This is a genomic window from Planococcus sp. CPCC 101016 (assembly GCF_007859295.1).
In the GTDB taxonomy this organism is placed as follows: domain Bacteria; phylum Bacillota; class Bacilli; order Bacillales_A; family Planococcaceae; genus Planococcus.
On the sequence record NZ_VOHB01000002.1, the window covers coordinates 1,425,825 to 1,445,729 of the forward strand.

Annotated in this window: 19 protein-coding genes; 18 read left to right on the forward strand and 1 reads right to left on the reverse strand. The window is 45.3% G+C overall.

What is annotated here, in order from left to right; all coding sequences use genetic code 11:
- Positions 1 to 13: 13 nt before the first annotated feature.
- Genes rsgA through FQV26_RS06610 form a run of 3 tightly spaced genes read left to right on the forward strand, consistent with a single transcriptional unit; the run spans position 14 to position 2,209 of the window.
- Positions 14 to 913, forward strand: coding sequence for a ribosome small subunit-dependent GTPase A (gene rsgA, locus FQV26_RS06600; protein WP_146556563.1), 900 nt, complete (start codon positions 14 to 16; stop codon positions 911 to 913).
- Positions 906 to 1,571, forward strand: coding sequence for a ribulose-phosphate 3-epimerase (rpe, locus tag FQV26_RS06605; protein ID WP_146556564.1), 666 nt, complete (start codon positions 906 to 908; stop codon positions 1,569 to 1,571). Before rsgA ends, rpe begins: the two co-directional genes overlap by 8 nt.
- Positions 1,568 to 2,209 (forward strand): thiamine diphosphokinase, encoded by a 642-nt coding sequence (locus FQV26_RS06610; RefSeq protein ID WP_146556565.1) that lies wholly within the window; start codon positions 1,568 to 1,570, stop codon positions 2,207 to 2,209. The genes rpe and FQV26_RS06610 overlap by 4 nt, the downstream gene beginning before the upstream one ends.
- Positions 2,210 to 2,493: 284 nt before the next feature.
- Here FQV26_RS06610 and rpmB read toward each other — a convergent pair whose 3' ends face one another.
- Entirely contained in the window at positions 2,494 to 2,682 is a 189-nt protein-coding gene (gene rpmB / locus FQV26_RS06615; RefSeq protein WP_049693306.1) for a 50S ribosomal protein L28, read from the reverse strand.
- Between the two features lie 221 nt (positions 2,683 to 2,903).
- Between rpmB and FQV26_RS06620 the strand changes: the two genes are divergently transcribed.
- The 15 genes from FQV26_RS06620 (at position 2,904) to ffh (ending at position 19,820) form a co-directional block, all read left to right on the forward strand.
- Positions 2,904 to 3,266 (forward strand): Asp23/Gls24 family envelope stress response protein, encoded by a 363-nt coding sequence (locus tag FQV26_RS06620; protein ID WP_146556566.1) that lies wholly within the window; start codon positions 2,904 to 2,906, stop codon positions 3,264 to 3,266.
- An 18-nt stretch (positions 3,267 to 3,284) separates the two neighbouring features.
- Positions 3,285 to 4,937 carry a DAK2 domain-containing protein gene (locus FQV26_RS06625; protein ID WP_146556567.1) on the forward strand — a complete coding sequence of 551 codons (1,653 nt, stop codon included), beginning with the start codon at positions 3,285 to 3,287 and terminating at the stop codon, positions 4,935 to 4,937.
- Positions 4,938 to 5,072: 135 nt separating this feature from the next.
- Positions 5,073 to 5,735: an L-serine ammonia-lyase, iron-sulfur-dependent subunit beta gene (sdaAB, locus tag FQV26_RS06630; protein ID WP_146556568.1), complete on the forward strand. Its 663-nt coding sequence runs from the start codon at positions 5,073 to 5,075 to the stop codon at positions 5,733 to 5,735.
- 16 nt (positions 5,736 to 5,751) lie between these two features.
- Positions 5,752 to 6,651: an L-serine ammonia-lyase, iron-sulfur-dependent, subunit alpha gene (gene sdaAA, locus FQV26_RS06635; RefSeq protein WP_146556569.1), complete on the forward strand. Its 900-nt coding sequence runs from the start codon at positions 5,752 to 5,754 to the stop codon at positions 6,649 to 6,651.
- Entirely contained in the window at positions 6,641 to 8,683 is a 2,043-nt protein-coding gene (recG, locus tag FQV26_RS06640; protein WP_146557779.1) for an ATP-dependent DNA helicase RecG, read from the forward strand. Before sdaAA ends, recG begins: the two co-directional genes overlap by 11 nt.
- A 90-nt stretch (positions 8,684 to 8,773) precedes the next feature.
- Positions 8,774 to 9,358, forward strand: coding sequence for a transcription factor FapR (fapR, locus tag FQV26_RS06645; RefSeq protein ID WP_146556570.1), 585 nt, complete (start codon positions 8,774 to 8,776; stop codon positions 9,356 to 9,358).
- Positions 9,355 to 10,353, forward strand: coding sequence for a phosphate acyltransferase PlsX (gene plsX, locus FQV26_RS06650; protein ID WP_146556571.1), 999 nt, complete (start codon positions 9,355 to 9,357; stop codon positions 10,351 to 10,353). The genes fapR and plsX overlap by 4 nt, the downstream gene beginning before the upstream one ends.
- Positions 10,343 to 11,281: an ACP S-malonyltransferase gene (gene fabD / locus FQV26_RS06655; protein ID WP_146556572.1), complete on the forward strand. Its 939-nt coding sequence runs from the start codon at positions 10,343 to 10,345 to the stop codon at positions 11,279 to 11,281. The genes plsX and fabD overlap by 11 nt, the downstream gene beginning before the upstream one ends.
- The gene (gene fabG, locus FQV26_RS06660; RefSeq protein WP_146556573.1) at positions 11,278 to 12,024 is read left to right on the forward strand and encodes a 3-oxoacyl-[acyl-carrier-protein] reductase; all 747 of its coding nucleotides are present in this window, start codon (positions 11,278 to 11,280) and stop codon (positions 12,022 to 12,024) included. Before fabD ends, fabG begins: the two co-directional genes overlap by 4 nt.
- A 40-nt stretch (positions 12,025 to 12,064) precedes the next feature.
- On the forward strand, positions 12,065 to 12,301 hold the full coding sequence (locus tag FQV26_RS06665; RefSeq protein ID WP_146556574.1) for an acyl carrier protein: 237 nt from the start codon (positions 12,065 to 12,067) through the stop codon (positions 12,299 to 12,301).
- Positions 12,302 to 12,719: 418 nt separating this feature from the next.
- Entirely contained in the window at positions 12,720 to 13,475 is a 756-nt protein-coding gene (gene rnc, locus FQV26_RS06670; RefSeq protein ID WP_146556575.1) for a ribonuclease III, read from the forward strand.
- Between the two features lie 2 nt (positions 13,476 to 13,477).
- Positions 13,478 to 17,026 carry a chromosome segregation protein SMC gene (gene smc, locus FQV26_RS06675; RefSeq protein WP_146556576.1) on the forward strand — a complete coding sequence of 1,183 codons (3,549 nt, stop codon included), beginning with the start codon at positions 13,478 to 13,480 and terminating at the stop codon, positions 17,024 to 17,026.
- Between the two features lie 15 nt (positions 17,027 to 17,041).
- Positions 17,042 to 18,058 carry a signal recognition particle-docking protein FtsY gene (gene ftsY / locus FQV26_RS06680; RefSeq protein ID WP_146556577.1) on the forward strand — a complete coding sequence of 339 codons (1,017 nt, stop codon included), beginning with the start codon at positions 17,042 to 17,044 and terminating at the stop codon, positions 18,056 to 18,058.
- 67 nt (positions 18,059 to 18,125) lie between these two features.
- Positions 18,126 to 18,449: a putative DNA-binding protein gene (locus FQV26_RS06685; protein WP_146557780.1), complete on the forward strand. Its 324-nt coding sequence runs from the start codon at positions 18,126 to 18,128 to the stop codon at positions 18,447 to 18,449.
- A gap of 12 nt (positions 18,450 to 18,461) precedes the next feature.
- Positions 18,462 to 19,820, forward strand: a complete 1,359-nt coding sequence (gene ffh, locus FQV26_RS06690; protein ID WP_146556579.1) for a signal recognition particle protein — start codon at positions 18,462 to 18,464, stop codon at positions 19,818 to 19,820.
- Positions 19,821 to 19,905: the final 85 nt, after the last annotated feature.

Here is a 19,905-nt window from a genome sequence, read left to right on the forward strand (position 1 = left end):
AAGGAGTGAAACAATGCCGAAAGGTCAAATCAGAAAAGCATTGAGCGGATTTTATTATGTATTGGATGAAGACGGCGAACGTTATATTCAATGCCGCGGGCGTGGAGTTTTCCGCAATCGTCAAATCACACCGCTCGTTGGGGACTATGTAGATTACAAAGCGGATAATAACGATCTGGAAGGTACCATTTTGCACGTCTATGACCGGAAGAATGAGCTGGTTCGTCCGCCAATCTCAAATGTAGACCAGGCCATCCTTGTATTTTCAGCAAAGCAGCCCGACTTTCATCCTTTATTATTGGACCGGTTTTTGACAGCAATTGAATCCTACTCAATTCAACCAATTATCTGTCTGACAAAAATGGATCTTCTGGCAGAATCAGAGAAAGAGGCAATCAATCGCTATATTGCGGATTATGAAAAAATCGGCTACGAAGTGATACCGACCTTTATCGACGATCCGGCATTAAAAGATCGGTTGATGCCCGTACTCGAAGGCAAAATCAGCGTTTTGGCAGGCCAATCCGGAGTCGGCAAATCGACGTTACTGAACACGATTCTGCCGTCTTTAGAGCTGAAAACAGACGATATTTCCAAGGCCTTGAACCGCGGCAAGCACACAACGCGTCATGTTGAACTGATTGCCGTCAACAATGGCCTGTTGGCAGATACTCCCGGCTTTAGTTCGTTCGACTTTGAAACGATCGAACGCGAAGAGTTGTCTGCTTGCTTTCCTGAGTTTGCTGCACGTTCCAATGCCTGCAAGTTCCGCGAGTGCCTGCATATGAATGAGCCGAAATGTGCGATCAAAGCAGCCGTTGAAGCCAATGAAATACCAGACTACCGTTACAAGCATTACCTGAAATTCCTGGAAGAAATTATAAGCCGAAAGCCGAGGTATTCAAATGATTAAAATTGCACCGTCTATTCTAGCAGCAGATTTTTCGAAGCTTGGTGAAGAAGTTTTGGAAGTGGAAAAAGCAGGAGCGGATTGGATTCATATCGACGTTATGGATGGCCATTTCGTACCGAATATTTCGTTCGGGGCAGTTGTTATGGATGCTGTGCGCCCTTTGACCAAATTGCCATTCGATGTTCATTTAATGATTGAAAATCCGGATCGCTATATTGAAGAATTTGCAAAAGCTGGTGCTGATTACATCACCGTCCACGTTGAAGCATGCCCCCATTTGCACCGGACCATTCAATTGATTCGTTCATTTGGCGTCAAACCGGGTGTCGTCTTGAATCCGCATACGCCGGTTGAAACAATTCAGCATGTCTTGGAAGACATCGATCTGGTCCTATTCATGACCGTTAACCCAGGATTCGGCGGACAAAAGTTCATTCATTCAGTCGTGCCGAAAGTTAAACAGCTTTCTGACATCATTAAAGAAAAAGGGCTGTCCATCGAAATTGAAATTGATGGCGGCATCAATGAAGAAACCATCGTACCATGTGCGGAAGCAGGAGCAACAGTCTTTGTAGCCGGTTCAGCGATCTACAGCAAAAAAGACCGGACACAGGCGCTTCAGGCAATCAGGAAAGCAGGAGAAGAGGCGATTTCTTGAACGTCATTCTAATCGCGGGAGGTCCGGCAGGTGAACTGCCGGATTTCTCTTTTTTTCCAGAAGCTTTGTATATAGGTGTCGATGCCGGAACACTGCTCCTGCTTGAAAAAGGAATCCAGCCAGTCACTGCTGTTGGTGATTTCGATTCGGTGACAGTTGAAGATTATGAAAAAATACTTGCCATTCTGCCTGAATTAGCGCCTTCACCATCTGAAAAAGACCAGTCTGATACGGAACTGGGTCTTGAAGCAGCAATGGCCTATGAACCGGATCAGGTCATACTTGCTGGAGTGACAGGGGGAAGGCTCGATCATTATATGAGCACACTGCACATCATGTATCAATACCAGCAGAAGTTTCCAGCGACTCGTTTTGTTTTGTTGAATAACCAGAACCGTATCCGTTTTCTGAGAACAGGAACACATGTTATCGAAAAAGACGAACATTACCGCTACATCTCATTTTATCCGTTTGCGGAAGAAGTTGAAGGCCTGACGCTGACCGGGTTTAAATATCCTGTTACCAGCGAAACGATCCCCTTTGGCACTACGCGCTTTGTCAGCAATGAGTTGCTGGGACAAGGGAGTGTGAGCATTCAAAAAGGCTATTGCCTTTTGGTGGAAAGCTCGGATGCGTGAAAGCAGACCCAACAATAAAGAAACAGGCACCCAAAAGGAAAATCCTTTGTCGGTGCCTGTTTCTTTATTTAGATTTAACTACGGGGTTCATTATATGGAGCTTTTTGTGAAATAAGAATTGAAAAGAACACCGCATGCTGACACGCGCCGTTTGGGCAGCTATAGAGGAAATGAGGTGTTAAAGAACGGGTTCTCTATTCATAAGCTTTGTACCTATAACTCTTCTGTTGCAAACGAAAAAATGCCGGGCTGATTAGATCAGCACCGGCATTATCGATGAGCGATTATACGCGCTCAACTTTTCCTGATTTCATGGCTCTTGCAGAAACCCATACACGTTTCGGTTTACCGTCTACAAGGATGCGAACTTTTTGAAGGTTTGCTCCCCATGTACGTTTTGTCGAATTCATCGCGTGCGAACGGGCATTTCCGGCGCGAGCTTTACGTCCACTAATTGCACATACTTTAGGCATGTAAGTCCCTCCTCACAAGTGAAGCTGAAAATTATGATAGAATTTCAGTTCGTTTTTCGTTTCACATACTTTAATAATTTACCACAGACATATCCGGTTTGCAACTAAATTTAGAGGTCTTTAAAGAAAAAAACCTTTACACCCTAAAACGGCTGCTTTTCATCTATAAAGGTTTAAGGTAGAATGAAAAGAGTGAAATAGGACTCAAGGAGGAATTTTCAATGTCGATTGAATTAAAGAACGAATATGGTCAAATCGATATTTCCAATGATGTAATTGCCCAAATAGCAGGCGGCGCAGCAATCGAATGCTATGGTATTGTAGGCATGGCAACGAAACACCAAATACGCGACGGTCTGACGGACATACTTCGCAAAGAAAACTTTGCCAAAGGAGTTCTTGTACGTCAGGAAGATGAAGATTTGGTTGTAGACATGTATGTCATCATCAGCTATGGAACAAAAATTTCCGAAGTGGCTTATCAAGTCCAGTCCAAAGTAAAATATACCATTAACAAAACATTAGGCATGTCAGTAAAAGCGGTAAACATTTTTGTCCAGGGAGTTCGTGTAACGAACCCGTAGGAGGAGGAAGAATCGGTTATGAAGTCATTAAACGGAGTAAAGTTCGCGGAAATGGTGCAGATGGGATCCCATCATCTTTTTCAAAATGCGGATTATGTTGATGCATTAAATGTATTCCCGGTGCCTGATGGCGATACGGGAACAAATATGAATTTATCGATGACTTCTGGAGCAAAAGAAACAAAAGCTCAGGCAGAAGAACATATTGGCAAGACAGCCAGCGCCTTATCGAAAGGGTTGTTGATGGGGGCACGCGGAAATTCCGGTGTTATTCTTTCACAGCTCTTCAGAGGTTTTGGCAAATATATTGCATCAGAATCGGAATTGACAGCGCTTAAGTTTGCAGAAGCTCTTCAGCACGGAGTTGAGACAGCTTATAAGGCCGTTATGAAACCGGTCGAAGGAACAATTTTGACAGTGGCGAAGGATGCTGCTGCCAAAGGCATGGAAGTTTCAAAAACGGAAGAGGATATTATTGTTTGGTTCGAAGCTGTTGTCACAGAAGCAAAGGCCTCTTTGGAGCGGACGCCGGACCTCTTGCCGGTTCTAAAAGAAGTGGGTGTCGTCGATAGTGGCGGACAGGGCCTTGTGTATGTATACGAGGGATTCCTGGCTTCATTAAAAGGCGAAGAATTGCCAGAGAAACACGCGCATAATTCAATGACGGACCTGGTCAGCGCAGAACACCATAAAAATATAGCCAGTTTCATGGATACAGCCGAAATTGAATTTGGCTATTGCACGGAGTTTATGGTGAAATTCGAAAAAGGCAAAAAAGAGTTTAACGAAGCTTTGTTTCGTTCTGATTTAAGTGAGTATGGAGATTCGCTTTTGGTCATTGCCGATGATGAAATTGCAAAAATTCATATCCATTCAGAAGAGCCAGGAAAAGTGCTTACATATGGCCAGGATTACGGAAGCTTAATCAGCATGAAAATAGAAAATATGCGACAGCAGCATATCGATATTGTAGGTGAAGACTTCCAGAAAAATGCGCCAAAACAGGAAACTGTCCATCCCTATGCAGTAGTAACGGTTGCTATGGGCGAAGGAATTGCTGAACTGCTTCGCAGTATTGGTGCTTCTTACGTCATTGAAGGCGGCCAGACGATGAATCCGTCGACCGAAGACATCGTCAATGCTATTAAATCAATTGGTGCAGAACGCGTGCTGATCCTGCCGAATAATAAAAACATCATCATGGCAGCAGAGCAGGCGGCTGAGTTATTAGACATCGAAGCGGCTGTCGTTCCGACAAAAGATGTGCCTCAAGGCATGTCGGCATTGCTGGCCTTCAACCCGGGCGCTTCTGTACAGGACAATCAGTCTGCTATGACGAGTGCTTCAAAACACGTGAAATCCGGGTCGGTTACATTTGCGGTTCGCGATACATCAATTGATGGAATCGGCATTAAAAAAGATGATTTCATGGGGATTTCAGAAGGGAAGATTGTGGTTTCAGACAGCAGCCTGGAACGTGTAACTGAAGAACTGGCTAAAAAGCTGGTGGACAGTGACGCTGAAATCGTGACGATTTTATTTGGAGAAGATGTGACAGCAGAAGATGCTGAGAAATTAGGCGAATTTATCGAATCGCTTAACAGCGACGTTGAAGTGGAAATCCACAACGGCAAGCAGCCTTTGTATCCGTTTATCCTGGCTGTCGAATAGGTTTTCTTAACGTTTTATCAATATAACCAAAAAGCTAAGGCGCATACGGATGTATGCGCTTTTTTTATTTTTGTTTAATATGTCGAAATCATGTAAACTACTAGTATACGTAACCGAAAGTGAGGGGTTTGAGCCATGAAGTTCAAATCTGTTTTTGATATAATCGGCCCGGTCATGATCGGGCCATCTTCTTCGCATACTGCGGGAGCAGCCCGCATCGGAAGAGTAGCGAGAGATTTGTTTGGAAGACAGCCGGAATGGGCGAAAGTGCACCTTTATGGTTCTTTTGCAGAAACCTATAAGGGGCACAGCACAGATGTAGCCATCATCGGTGGTTTACTAGATTACGATACTTTTGATGAACGCATCAAAACTTCATTTGAGGAAGCACAAAAAGCGGGGATGTCTTACGAATTCATCCCGGAGACCGGTCATGTCGACCATCCGAATACTGCACGAATCGTCATTGGAGATAAAGACGCTGAAATGTCGATGATGGGAATATCAATTGGCGGCGGAAAAATAGAAATTACGGAGTTAAATGGTTTTCCGCTTCGTTTATCCGGAAATCACCCGGCCATTCTCGTCGTCCATGAAGACCGTTCAGGTTGTATTGCAAATGTCGCCAACTGCCTATACAAATACGATATCAATATTGGCCATATGGAAGTGTCGAGGAAAGAAAAAGGGCGTATGGCATTGATGGTCATCGAAGTGGATCAAAATGTGGATAAAGAAGTGATGGACGAATTGACAGAACTTCCGAATATCACACAGGTAACAAGAATCGCCGATTAAATTGGAGGGTATAACGATGGAAGCTCTATTCCGTAATGTAAGAGAATTGGTTGAACGGGCCGAAAAAGAACAGAAATTGATTTCTGAAATCATGATTGAACAGGAAATTCTCATGACGAACCGTTCACGTGAAGATATTATGATCCAGATGGACCGTAATTTGACGGTCATGGAAGAAGCAGTGGAAAAAGGGCTAAAAGGCGTTCATTCAGTTTCAGGTTTAACAGGTGGAGATGCCGTATTATTGCAGGCTTACCGGGAAAAAGGCAATACCCTTTCCGGAGATCTGCTTCTTGATGCCGTCAGCAAAGCAGTAGCGACCAATGAAGTCAACGCAGCGATGGGGACTATTTGTGCAACGCCGACAGCAGGATCTGCGGGCGTTGTGCCAGGTACTTTATTTGCTGTAAAAAATAAATTAAATCCGACAAGAGAGCAAATGATTCGTTACTTATTCACTGCTGGAGCTTTTGGGTTTGTAGTTGCCAATAATGCTTCGATTTCGGGTGCTGCCGGCGGTTGCCAGGCAGAAGTAGGATCGGCAGCTGGAATGGCATCAGCGGCTATTATTGAAATGGCTGGCGGTACTCCTCAGCAAAGTTCGGAAGCATTTGCCATCACGATGAAAAACATGCTTGGCCTCGTCTGCGATCCAGTGGCGGGATTAGTGGAAGTGCCTTGCGTGAAACGTAATGCGATGGGGGCAGCTAACGCAGTTGTAGCTGCAGACATGGCGTTAGCCGGTGTCACCAGCCGCATTCCGTGCGATGAAGTCATTGGCGCGATGTTTGAAATCGGCCAATCCATGCCGAGTGCGTTAAGAGAAACCGCAAAAGGCGGACTTGCCGCAACTCCTACTGGGAAATGGCTTGAGTCCAAAATTTTCGGAGGAGCAGTTGTTGGAAGTGGGCAGTAGAGATTCGGTCGCCACATTAAAAGGTGTAGGTAAGCAAGCTGCTGAAACCCTGCAGGAAATGAGAATTGAGACGATACATGACCTGATCATGACATTTCCGTATCGCCATGAAGATTTTCAATTAAAAGATCTGGCTGATACGCCTCATAATGAACGCGTTACAGTGGAGGGAAGGGTCGAAAGCGAGCCTTCCGTCCTTTTTTTAGGCAAGAAAAAATCCCGAACTCAAGTTCGGGTGTTGGTTGGCCGCCATTTGGTCAAAGCTATCTTTTTTAATCAACCATATGTCAAAGCCAAGCTGCATCTAGGAGAAATCATCACGTTGACTGGCAAATGGGACCGTGGCCGTCAAGTCATCACAGTATCAAGCCACTCGATTGGCCCACGCACAGATGGAGCGGATTTCGAACCAGTTTATAGCCTGAAGGGCAGCATCCATCAAAAAACTTTCCGTAAGCTGATGAGACAAGCCTTGGATTTGGCGAAAGAGGATGTAGAAGATTGCTTGCCGAAAAGTTTAATCGAAGCTTATCAATTAGCTCCGATACAACAAGCTCTGGAATGGGTTCACTTTCCTCCGGATGGTGAAGCGGTCAAACAGGCACGCAGGCGCTTTGTCTACGAGGAACTTTTGATTTTTCAATTAAAAATGCAAGCACTGCGCAAGAAAAACCGCGAGGAGGAAGGCGGCTCTTTCATTGATTACGACTTAGAGCGCTTGAAGGCATTCATCGATGACTTGCCTTTCGATTTGACCGCTGCACAAAAACGGGTGGTCAACGAGATTTGCAAGGATATGAAAGAGCCGTTCCGTATGAACCGTTTGTTGCAGGGAGATGTTGGTTCCGGTAAAACAGTAGTGGCAGCAATTGCTTTATATGCAGCTCACACTGCTGGTCTTCAGGGTGCTCTAATGGCGCCAACTGAGATTTTGGCTGAACAGCATGCCAATACGCTGGAGCAGTGGTTCCGTCCATTTTCGCTGAATATTGCGCTGTTGACAGGTTCAGTAAAAGGCAAAAAGCGGCAATTGATTTTGCAGCAACTGGCAGCAGGTGAAATTGATCTTTTGATCGGCACGCATGCATTGATCCAACCTGAAGTGCAATTCCATAAATTAGGACTCGTCATTACGGATGAACAACATCGTTTTGGTGTAGACCAGCGCCGTGTGCTAAAGGACAAGGGCTATAACCCCGATGTTCTGTTCATGACGGCGACACCGATTCCACGGACACTGGCGATTTCTGCCTTTGGTGAAATGGATGTATCGGTTATTGACGAGATGCCGGTCGGACGTAAAGAGATTGAAACTTATTGGATGAAAAAAGACATGTTCGGTAAAATTGTCGGTAGGATGGAAAAAGAGCTGGCTGCTGGCAGGCAGGCTTATGTCATCTGTCCGCTGATTGAGGAATCGGATAAACTGGATTATCAAAATGCGGTGGACCTGTTTCAGCAGCTGGCGATGTATTTCAAAGACCGGTTTACGGTCGGCTTAATGCATGGACGCCTGCATTCGGACGAAAAAGAACAGACCATGCGTGAGTTCACAGAAGGCAAGATTGATGTATTGGTATCAACGACTGTTGTAGAAGTTGGCGTCAATGTGCCAAATGCTTCGTTCATGCTCATTTATGATGCGGAACGTTTTGGTTTATCTCAGCTGCACCAATTACGGGGACGTGTCGGACGGGGCAGCGAGCAGTCCTATTGTGTCCTGTTGGCGGATCCAAAAACGGAAATCGGCAAGGAACGCATGGCGACGATGACCGAAACTAATGATGGCTTCGTACTGGCTGAAAAGGATCTGCAGCTGAGAGGTCCGGGTGACTTTTTCGGCCGTAAACAAAGCGGTATTCCGGAATTTAAAATGGCCGATCTGGTACATGATTACCGGGCACTCGAGGCTGCTAGAAAAGATGCCGAGAAACTGATCAGCAGTGAAGAATTCTGGCGTGCCGAAGATATGCGTTGCCTGCGGCAGCAAATAGAAGAGTCTGGTGTGTTATCGGGTGGAAGATTGGATTAAGAATGCAGGGATTATGATTTTCCTTGCATTCTTTTTTTGTTATTTATATACTCATATTAGTACCAAGTGCTAATAGCGGGCGGTGACATAGTGAAAAGACCGAAAAAACAGCGGCAACAGGCGTTAAAAGATTCGATAAAAGAGAATCCTTTTGTGACGGACGAAGAACTATCGAATGAATTTGACGTCAGTGTGCAAACAATCCGGCTGGATCGGATGGAGCTTGCCATTCCGGAACTGCGGGAACGCATTAAACATGTAGCCGTGAAGACATTTGAAGACGAAGTGAAGTCTCTGCCGATCGACGAAGTAATCGGAGAGATTATCGATATCGAACTGGACAAAAAAGCATTATCAATTTTCGATGTAAAACCGGAGCATGTCTTCCAGCGCAACAAGATAGCCAGAGGTCATCATTTATTCGCGCAAGCTAATTCTTTAGCGGTTGCAGTGATGAACGAAGAATTGGCATTGACCGTTAAATCGGAACTGCAGTTTTTGCGTCCGGTTACAGCCGGCCAGCGAGTCGTTGCAAAAGCGGAAGTGATTGAAAGCCATCCTGAAAAAAACAGGGCATTTGTAAAAGTGGTATCTTCAGTCGAACAATTGACGGTTTTTATCGGTACATTTGAAATGTATCGTATGACAGAGCAAAGTGAAGGTGACACAGAATGAAAATAGCTGTAGATGCGATGGGTGGAGACAACGCCCCGAAAGAAATTATCGCCGGAGTATATAAAGCATTGGAAGAGTTTGTGGATGTAGAAATCCAGCTTTTCGGACATCAGGAAAAGATGCAGGAATTCTTGAAGGAACATGAGCGCCTGACAATCGTCCATTGTGAGGAAGTCATTGAATCGGAAGATGACCCGGTCCGTTCAGTCAAGCGGAAAAAAGATGCTTCCATGGTCCGGATGGCGCAAGCGGTAAAAGATGGAGCGGCAGATGCTTGTGTATCTGCTGGCAATACAGGAGCGCTTATGTCAGCAGGACTGTTTATCGTGGGTCGTATCGAGGGAGTTGATCGTCCGGCACTGGCGCCAACTTTGCCGACCATTGACGGCAAAGGATTCGTTATGCTGGATATGGGAGCCAATGCAGAAGCCCGTCCTGAACATCTCGTGCAATATGCAATAATGGGAAGCATCTATGCCGAAAAAGTTCGTGGAATTCAAAAGCCGACAGTCGGCTTGTTGAATATTGGAACAGAAGAAAAAAAAGGCAATGATTTGACGAAAGCCGCTTTTCCTTTATTAAAAGAAGCGCCAGTCAATTTTATCGGCAATGTGGAATCGCGCGATTTGCTGAACGGCGTGGCCGATGTGGTCGTCACCGACGGCTTTACTGGAAATATGGTATTGAAGACGATCGAAGGTACGGCAATGAATGTCTTTTCGATGATTAAAGAGGTCTTTATGACTTCTGCCAAAACAAAAGTGGCGGCTTTTCTGGTCAAAGACAACATCAAGGGTCTGAAAGGTATGCTGGATTACAGCGAATACGGCGGAGCAGGACTGTTCGGCTTAAAGGCGCCAGTCATTAAAGCGCACGGATCGTCAAATGCTACCGCCTTATTCAATGCCATCCGCCAAACACGGACAATGGTGGAATACGATGTAACGGGCACAATATACAGTACGCTGAAAAAGGAGACAACAAATGAAGACTAAGATTGCATTTATCTATCCAGGCCAAGGATCGCAGACAGTCGGAATGGGCGAAAGCTTTTTGGCAGATGACACGAGCCGCAACTTCTTTGAAAGTGCAGATCAGGCACTCGACTTGAAATTGTCTAAACTGATGCTTGAAGGACCACAAGAAGAGTTGACACTTACTTATCATGCCCAACCGGCGTTATTGACAGTTAGTTCGATGATCACGGAAAGGTTGATTCGTGCTGGCATTAGACCCGATTATACAGCTGGTCACAGTCTTGGTGAATACAGCGCACTTGTGACTTCAAATGTGATGGAATTCCCAACAGCGGTCAATATTGTACATAAACGCGGGTTATTCATGAATACCGCATTTCCGGCAGGAGAAGGCACGATGGCAGCTATTCTCGGCATGGAAAGTGAAGAGCTGGAAAAAGTGACGAATGAAGTTACGGACACTACCGGTGTTGTTCAGTTGGCCAATTTAAACTGTCCAGGACAAATCGTGATTTCCGGAACAAAAGCAGGAGTTGAGCAAGCTTGCCTGGTCGCCAAAGAACGAGGCGCTAAACGGGCAATTCCTCTTGACGTCAGCGGTCCTTTTCATTCAGAACTCATGCGTTCGGCTTCGCAGGATTTAGCAAAAGAATTGAGCGGTGCTTTCCTATTGGACGCTAAAGTGCCGGTAATTTCCAATGTTACAGCTAAATCGGAAACCAACGCTACACAAATACAGGATCTTCTAGTCCGTCAGTTGTATTCACCGGTTCTGTGGGAACAGTCAGTACGTGAGATGATTGACCTTGGAGTGACGGTATTTGTCGAAATTGGACCTGGAAAAGTACTGAGTGGTCTTGTGAAGAAAATTGACCGTTCAGTGAAAACTTTGCCGGTCTATGACCTGGAGTCATTTGAAAAAGCGGTAGAGGAGTTGGCGAAATGAGTAAACTTACAGGGAAAACAGCTATCGTTACAGGAGCATCACGCGGAATCGGAGCTGAAATCGCCCGAAAATTTGCAGCAGACGGCGCAAAAGTCGTTGTCAATTATAGCGGCAGCCAGGAAAAAGCGGAAGCAGTCGTTGCTGACATCCAGGCAAATGGCGGAGAAGCAATCGCAGTCAAAGCTAATGTATCGGATGCTGAATCTGTTAAAGCGATGGTTGATGAAACGATGAAAACTTTCGGATCAGTGGATATTTTAGTGAACAATGCCGGCATCACCCGTGACAACCTGATGATGCGCATGAAAGACGATGAGTGGGATGATGTTATCAATACCAATTTAAAAGGCGTCTTCATTTGTACGAAGGCAGTAACACGCCAAATGATGAAGCAACGCGCTGGAAGAATTGTGAATATTGCTTCCATCGTTGGAGTCATGGGCAATGCCGGACAAGCCAACTACGTTGCGTCAAAAGCGGGTGTAATTGGCTTGACCAAGACGACTGCCCGTGAATTGGCGAGCCGGGGAATTACAGCAAATGCCGTAGCTCCAGGATTCATTACAACGGATATGACCGATCAATTGACGGAAGATGTACAAAAAGCGATGCTCGGACAAATTCCGCTCGGTCGTTTCGGTGCGCCTGAAGATGTTGCAAAAGCGGCATTGTTCCTGGCTTCTGATGACGCTTCCTACATGACAGGCCAAACACTTCATCTTGATGGCGGCATGGTCATGTAAGAAAGATTTTTGTATACTGATTTGAGGGGAGGTGACGACATTGTCAACAGTATTAGAGAGAGTAACTAAAGTAATCGTGGATCGTCTAGGTGTAGAAGAAAGCGAAGTGAAACTTGAAGCTTCATTTACCGGCGACCTAGGTGCAGATTCATTGGACGTAGTAGAATTGGTTATGGAACTTGAAGATGAATTCGATATGGAAATTTCTGACGAAGACGCTGAAAGCATGGCTACAGTAGGCGACGCAGTAACGTACATCGAAAAGAAACAAGCTTAATTGCGAAAAGCGGAAGCGGCCGTCTAGATTCGACGGGCATAAGACGCTACGGCGAAGCGGCATTTCTTCAGCCGCACAGCCGGGTTGGCTTATGACTCAAAGAGCTGGGTGCTGAAGCTAGACAGTCCAAAAAGCGGAAGTGATCGTTAAGACCCGACAGGCATAAGGCGCGTTGACGAAGCGGCGTGTTTCTGCCGCACAGTCAGCGCGACTTATGATCCCGAGGGGCTGATCGCTGAAGCTAGACACCAAGAAAAGCGGAAGCGATCAACAGATCCTTCTGCCAAACACAAGTACTTAAACAACCTTTGACGCACAATTGCTGTTATACTAAGCAGTTGTGCGTCAATTCTCTTTTTGCACAATAGCTGAAAAAAAGGTAAAATTGATGGAAGTACACAAAGGAAGGCAGATAAAAATGGCAATGAATAGAAAATCAAATCACCAAAAGCCGGGCGTCATTAAAGAAAACGCCAAAGCGGCATTTGACCAATTGCAAAAAGAGCTGAATGTTTCATTTAACAAACCTGCGTTGCTGTATCAAGCTTTCACGCATTCATCTTATGTGAATGAGCATCGAAGAAAACAATTTACCGATAACGAGCGTTTGGAATTCCTTGGGGATGCGGTATTGGAATTATCCGTTTCGCATTACCTGTACATGAAATATCCTGAAATGAGCGAAGGCGAATTGACGAAGCTGCGCGCAGCTATCGTTTGTGAGCCATCACTGGTTTTATTTGCCAACGAACTTGGTTTCGGCAAGTACATCCTCCTAGGTAAAGGAGAAGAGCTGACAGGCGGCAGAACACGTCCAGCTCTTTTAGCTGATGTTTTTGAATCTTATGTCGGCGCTCTTTACCTGGACCAAGGATTGGAACCTGTTGTCTCATTTTTGGAAGTTGTGTTATTTCCGAAAGTGGAAATCGGTGCTTTTTCGCATGTGATGGATTATAAGAGCCAATTGCAGGAATTGGTCCAACAGAAAAATAATGGAGCATTAAGTTATGAAATCATTGATGAGATCGGACCGGCACACAGCCGAGTATTTGTGACGCGTGTGTCATTAGCGGATAAAGAGCTCGGGGTCGGCAATGGCCGATCGAAAAAAGAAGCGGAACAGCAGGCAGCTCAGCTGGCAATCCGTAAATTGCAGGAAGCAGCGGAGGAGTAACAATGTTTTTGAAAAGATTGGAAGTTATGGGGTTCAAATCTTTTGCTGATCGGATCGGCATTGATTTTGTACCCGGAGTTACAGCCGTAGTCGGACCGAATGGCAGCGGTAAAAGCAATGTCACTGATGCCATCCGTTGGGTGCTCGGAGAACAATCAGCAAAATCACTGCGCGGAGCAAAGATGGAAGATGTTATTTTCTCCGGCAGTGATTCTCGTAAACCGTTGAATTTTGCGGAAGTCACATTAATTTTAGATAATACAGATGGCCGGGTCCCTCTCGATTACAGCGAAGTCAGCGTAACGAGAAGGGTTTTTCGCAGTGGCGAAAGTGCCTATCTTTTAAACAAGCAAAATTGTCGCTTAAAAGACATCACGGACCTGTTTATGGATTCCGGTCTAGGCAAAGAGGCCTTTTCCATCATTTCACAAGGCCGAGTGGACGAAATCTTGAATTCCAAGGCGGAAGAGCGCCGGTCGATTTTTGAAGAAGCCGCAGGTGTTTTGAAATACAAGCAGCGCAAGAAAAAAGCCGAAGTGAAATTAAATGAAACCGACGAAAACCTGAACCGGGTACTGGACATTCTTCATGAATTGGATGGTCGGATGGAGCCGCTTCAAATTCAGGCTTCCACTGCCCGGGATTATTTGGATATGAATGAACAGCTAAAGGATGCCGATATCGCCTTGTTGGCCCACGATGCAGGCAACCTCGAACAGGAGCTGAAGCAGCTGACAACTGACGCTGCGGCTCATACCGAGAAGGAACAGCAGTTATCGGCAGAAATTAATACAAAAGAACAGACGGTTGTTAAAACACGCCAGTCTTTGGCCGATTTAGATAGAAAAATAGACTTGGCGCAAAATGGACTCGTTGAAGCCAGTGCCGAGACAGAGAAATGGCAGGGACGCAAGCTGTTGATGTCCGAGAAGAAAAGCAATGCCCATCGCCAGGCGCAGCAGTTGCAGGACAATCTCAGTGCCGAAAAACAGGAAAACGATTTTTTGAGGAAAAAGCACAGCGAACAGCTGGTGCTGCTGGAAGAACGAAAAGTGGAACAGCAAACAATCCGAACGGCTATCAAGCAACTTGAAGAGCAGTTGAACCGTACCCCAGCAGATATTGACAATGAAATCGAAAATTGCAAATCAGTTTACATCGATTTGATGAACGAACAAGCGACAGTCAAAAACGAGTTGAAGAATATCGGTTTACAAGAACAGCAATTGTCAGAGTCGAGCGGGCGTATTGCGTCGCAGCGGAGAGACTTTAAAGCTGAATTAGCAAAGCTGGAAAATGAAAAAACACAGGCGGAAAAAAATGTGAAGGAAGTCCGAGCGTTGTTGGATGACAAACGCCAACAGTACAAAGACAGTGAGGTTTCTTACCAGCTGCAGAAAAAAGCTTTCGACCAGAAGCAGTCCATGCTGTTCCAGGCGTACCAGTCGCAGAAACAATTGGCGGCCCGTATTGACACACTTCAGGAACTGGAAGCCGACTTTTCTGGGTTTTTCCAAGGAGTCCGCGAAGTGCTGGTAGCACGTGAGAAAGGCCAGTTAACGGGTATCAGAGGGGCTGTTGCTGAAATTGCCCAAGTAGAAAAAAACTATGCAAAAGCAATTGAGACCGCTTTAGGGGCTTCGAGTCAGCACATTGTTACGGAAAATGAGCAGCATGCCAGAGAAGCCATCGATTTCCTGCGGAAAAAAAGAGCGGGCCGCTCGACCTTCCTGCCAATGACGGTCATGAAGCCGCGAAAGATTCCAGAGCATACATTGACTGCTGTGAGCAGACACCCGTCCTATATCAACATGGCTTATGAATTGGTCAATTACGATCCGCAATATCAAATGATCATTGAAAACCTGCTGGGTAATGTTATTATCGCTGAAGATCTTAAAGGTGCAAATGCGATTGCCAAAGCAACAGGCAACCGTTTCCGTGTCGTGACAGTAGAAGGAGATATCGTTAATGCCGGCGGATCAATGACAGGAGGCGCCAATAAGACACAAGCGTCTTTCTTTACTCGAAAAGCAGAGCTGGAACAATTGCTGGTACAGTCTGGAGAATTGAACGAGACGATTCTGACTGCCGAGAAAACCGTTCAGAAAGAACAAGCCGAAGTGAAAGCAGCTGAAGAATCGATTCAGATTTTACGTACAGAAGGCGAAAAATACCGGGATATGGAAGCCGAGAGTTCCATTATTCTGCGTGAAATTGAAGCGGTGTTAAAGACTACATTAGAGCGTTATCAACTTTTCGAAGCAGAGCAAAAAAATAAGGAATATGATTTGACGGCAATTACCGGACGAAAAGAAACAGCTTCTACAAGGCTCGCGAGCATCATTGAAGAGCTGAATGCCATTACAGTAAAAATTGATGAATTGACCTTATTCAAGCAGCAAAATGAATCAGCTCGTGATCAGGTTCTGGAGAAGTTAGCAGAACAGAAATCCTTGTTCGCTGTGACGAAAGAGCGGGTTATTCAATTGACAGACAGTGAAGCTGAGCTTTTTGAACGCTTTGAAAGAAGCAGCCGCAAGTTGCAGGAGCAGCAAAAAGAACTGCAGTGGATCCAGTCTGAGGAAGCAGCGAAAGTGTATTCCGACGAAGAAATTCTCCGGGAAATCGAGGCATGGTCCGCGAAAAAAATGCAGATGCTTCAAACTGTTACGCAAACGAAAGAGCAGAGGGCTAAGCAGCAGGACGGCTTAAATGAACTTGAGGAAAATCTGAAAGAGCAGCAACGCATCTATAAAGGGTATGTAGAAGCCGTAAGGATCTGTGAAGTCAAATCGACACGCTTGGAAGTCCAGATTCAAAGCTTCATCAACCAGCTTGAAACCAACTACCAATTGACACTCAAGCAGGCAAAAGAGTTTAAAATGGTGGATGAAGAAGCGGCTGTTCGAAGAAAAGTGAAGCTTTTGAAACAATCCATCGAGGAATTAGGGCCGGTCCACATCGGAGCTATCGAAGAATTCGAACATGTCTCCGATCGCCATGCCTTTTTAACAGAGCAGCGCAATGATCTAAACGAAGCAAAAGATACGTTGCGTACGTTGATCCGGGAAATGGATGGAGAAATGACCAGCCGTTTCGATGACACTTTCCATGCCATCCGGAAGCAGTTCCAATTGGCTTTCAAAGAACTGTTTGGCGGAGGCTCTGCAGATCTGGTACTTACAGATCCGAAAGATATGCTGCGCACGGGCGTTGAAATTATTGCCCAGCCGCCAGGAAAAAAGCTTCAGAACTTAAGTCTTTTATCAGGCGGAGAACGTGCACTAACCGCCATCGCTTTGTTATTTGCAATTTTGAATGTCCGTCCTGTACCATTCTGTGTCCTCGATGAAGTTGAAGCGGCGCTTGATGAATCAAATGTCGTGCGGTACAGTCAATACTTGAAGAAATTCAGCGAGGATACTCAATTCATCGTTATCACCCACCGAAAAGGGACGATGGAAGGTGCGGATGTTCTGTATGGCATCACCATGCAGGAATCCGGAATTTCGAAATTGGTTTCTGTAAAACTGGAAGAGAAAATATAAAAAAGGAGTGGTCACGTGAGTTTCTTTAAAAAATTAAAAGATAAGTTTGCCGGAAACACCGAGGCTGAAGAATCAACTGAAAAATATAAAGAGGGTTTAGCCAAAACGCGAACCGGCTTTACGTCGAAAATCAATGACCTAGTCGCGAAATACCGCAAAGTCGATGAAGACTTTTTCGAGGAATTGGAAGAAATCTTGCTGCAGGCGGATGTTGGATTCGAGACGGTCATTGAACTGATGGACGAACTGCGTTTTGAAGTGCAGCGTAAAAACGTCAAAGACACTTCAAACGTACAGTCCGTCATCTCTGAAAAGCTGGTTGATATTTACCAGGCAGGGGAAGAAGAAATCAATGAAATCAATTTTGTTGAAGGATTGACGGTAATTTTGATGGTAGGAGTCAACGGTGTAGGCAAAACCACTACGATTGGGAAATTGGCTCATCGTTTCAAGAATGAAGGCAAAACCGTCATGTTGGCTGCCGGAGATACGTTCCGCGCCGGGGCAATCGAACAATTGGATGTTTGGGGCCAGCGTGTAGGCGTTGACGTTATCAAACAAAGCGAAGGATCGGATCCAGCGGCAGTCATGTATGATGCAGTCCGTTCGGCCAAATCGCGCGGAGTGGATGTACTAATCTGCGATACAGCAGGACGCCTGCAGAACAAAGTCAATTTGATGAATGAATTGCAGAAAGTGCACCGTGTTATTTCGCGTGAAATTCCAGGGGCGCCGCACGAAGTCCTATTGGCTCTTGATGCGACAACCGGACAAAACGCCATGATTCAGGCGCAGACTTTCAAGGAAGTGACGGAAGTTACAGGCATTGTATTGACCAAGCTGGATGGAACAGCGAAAGGCGGAATCGTTTTGGCGATCCGCAATAAATTGAAGATTCCCGTTAAATTTGTCGGCCTTGGCGAAAAACTGGATGACCTGCAGCCGTTCGATGCACAGAAATATGTTTACGGTTTATTTGCTGAAGGCTTAGATAAAGAACAACAAATGGAAGACGCTGAATCAGACAAGTAAAATTACTTGACAGCTATTTATAATTTAAGTATTCTTAGCAGTAGAATGAGTGGGGTGAGCGTCAATGATGGGACTTGAAAAAACAACACGCATGAATTACTTGTTTGATTTCTATCAGGAGCTACTGACACCTAAGCAGCGAAGCTATATGATGCTGTATTATTTAGATGACCATTCACTAGGCGAAATTGCCGAGGAATACGACATCACCCGTCAGGCGGTTTACGATAATATCCGTCGTACGGAAGCGATGCTGGAAGAATATGAACGCAAATTGCAGCTGTTCGAGAAATTCCAGAAACGGCAGCAATTGGTTTCGTCATTTGAAAAACAGCCATTCACAGAAGAGCGCGTCCAGCAATTTCTGGGCGAACTGAAGGAATGGGACTAGGAGGCGGAAAGAATGGCATTTGAAGGATTATCCGAACGCCTGCAAGGCACCATGACAAAGATCAAGGGCAAAGGAAAAGTCAATGAAGCAGACGTTAAGGAAATGATGCGCGAAGTTCGCTTTGCCTTAATCGAAGCGGATGTCAACTTAAAAGTCGTTAAAGAATTCGTCAAGAAAGTCAGCGAACGCGCAATCGGCCAGGATGTTATGGACAGCCTTACACCAGGACAACAGGTTGTTAAAATTGTAAAAGATGAGCTGACTGAACTGATGGGCGGCGAAGAACGGAAAATCGAGTTTTCATCAAAACAGCCGACAGTCATCATGATGGTCGGTCTGCAAGGTGCCGGTAAAACGACCACTTCAGGAAAACTCGCTAACCTGCTGCGCCGCAAACACAACCGCAAACCATTATTGGTGGCAGCCGATGTATACCGTCCGGCAGCCATTCAGCAGCTTGAAACAATTGGCAAGCAGCTGTCTCTTCCTGTTTTCTCCAAAGGGACAGATATGTCTCCGGTGGAAATTGCCCGTCAGGCGATTGAGCATGCAAAAACCGAACATTTGGATACCGTCATCATCGATACAGCAGGTCGTCTGCATGTCGATGAGGCATTGATGCAAGAATTAAAGGATATCCGTGCACTTAAAGAGCCGGATGAAATCTTCCTTGTTGTTGATTCCATGACTGGTCAGGATGCAGTCAACGTAGCTCAGAACTTTGATGAAGCAATCGGTATCACTGGCGTCGTCCTTACGAAGCTGGATGGTGATACACGCGGTGGTGCAGCCCTTTCAATCCGTACGGTTACGCAAAAGCCGATTAAGTTTGTCGGGATGGGCGAGAAAATGGATGCATTAGAAGCTTTCCATCCGGAACGAATGGCGTCGCGTATTCTCGGAATGGGGGACATGCTGTCGCTGATTGAAAAAGCGCAGACAAATGTTGATGAAGAAAAAGCGAAAGAATTGGAAGAGAAGTTCAGAACCTCCACCTTTACTTTTGATGACTTCCTTGAACAGATGTCTCAAGTCAAACAGATGGGGCCATTGGATGAAATTCTGAAAATGCTCCCAGGCGCCAATAAGATCAAAGGAATCGAAAATGCAAAAGTGGACGAGAGCCAGATGGATCGTGTTGAAGCTATCATCTATTCGATGACGAAAAAAGAGAAAACTACGCCCGAAATTATTAATGCAAATCGTAAAAAACGAATTGCCAAAGGTTCAGGAACGACTATCCAAGACGTCAATCGGCTGTTAAAACAGTTCGAGGATATGAAGAAAATGATGAAACAAATGTCTGGCATGAACACGAAAAAAGGCAAAAAGAAAATGGGAATGCCGGGCCTGGACTCACTTTTCAAGTAAAATTTTAAGGTGTTAAGAAAAAATACTTTACAAACTATTTAAAGCTTGCTAATATAATATCTTGTGTGAAACTATTCGGAGGTGC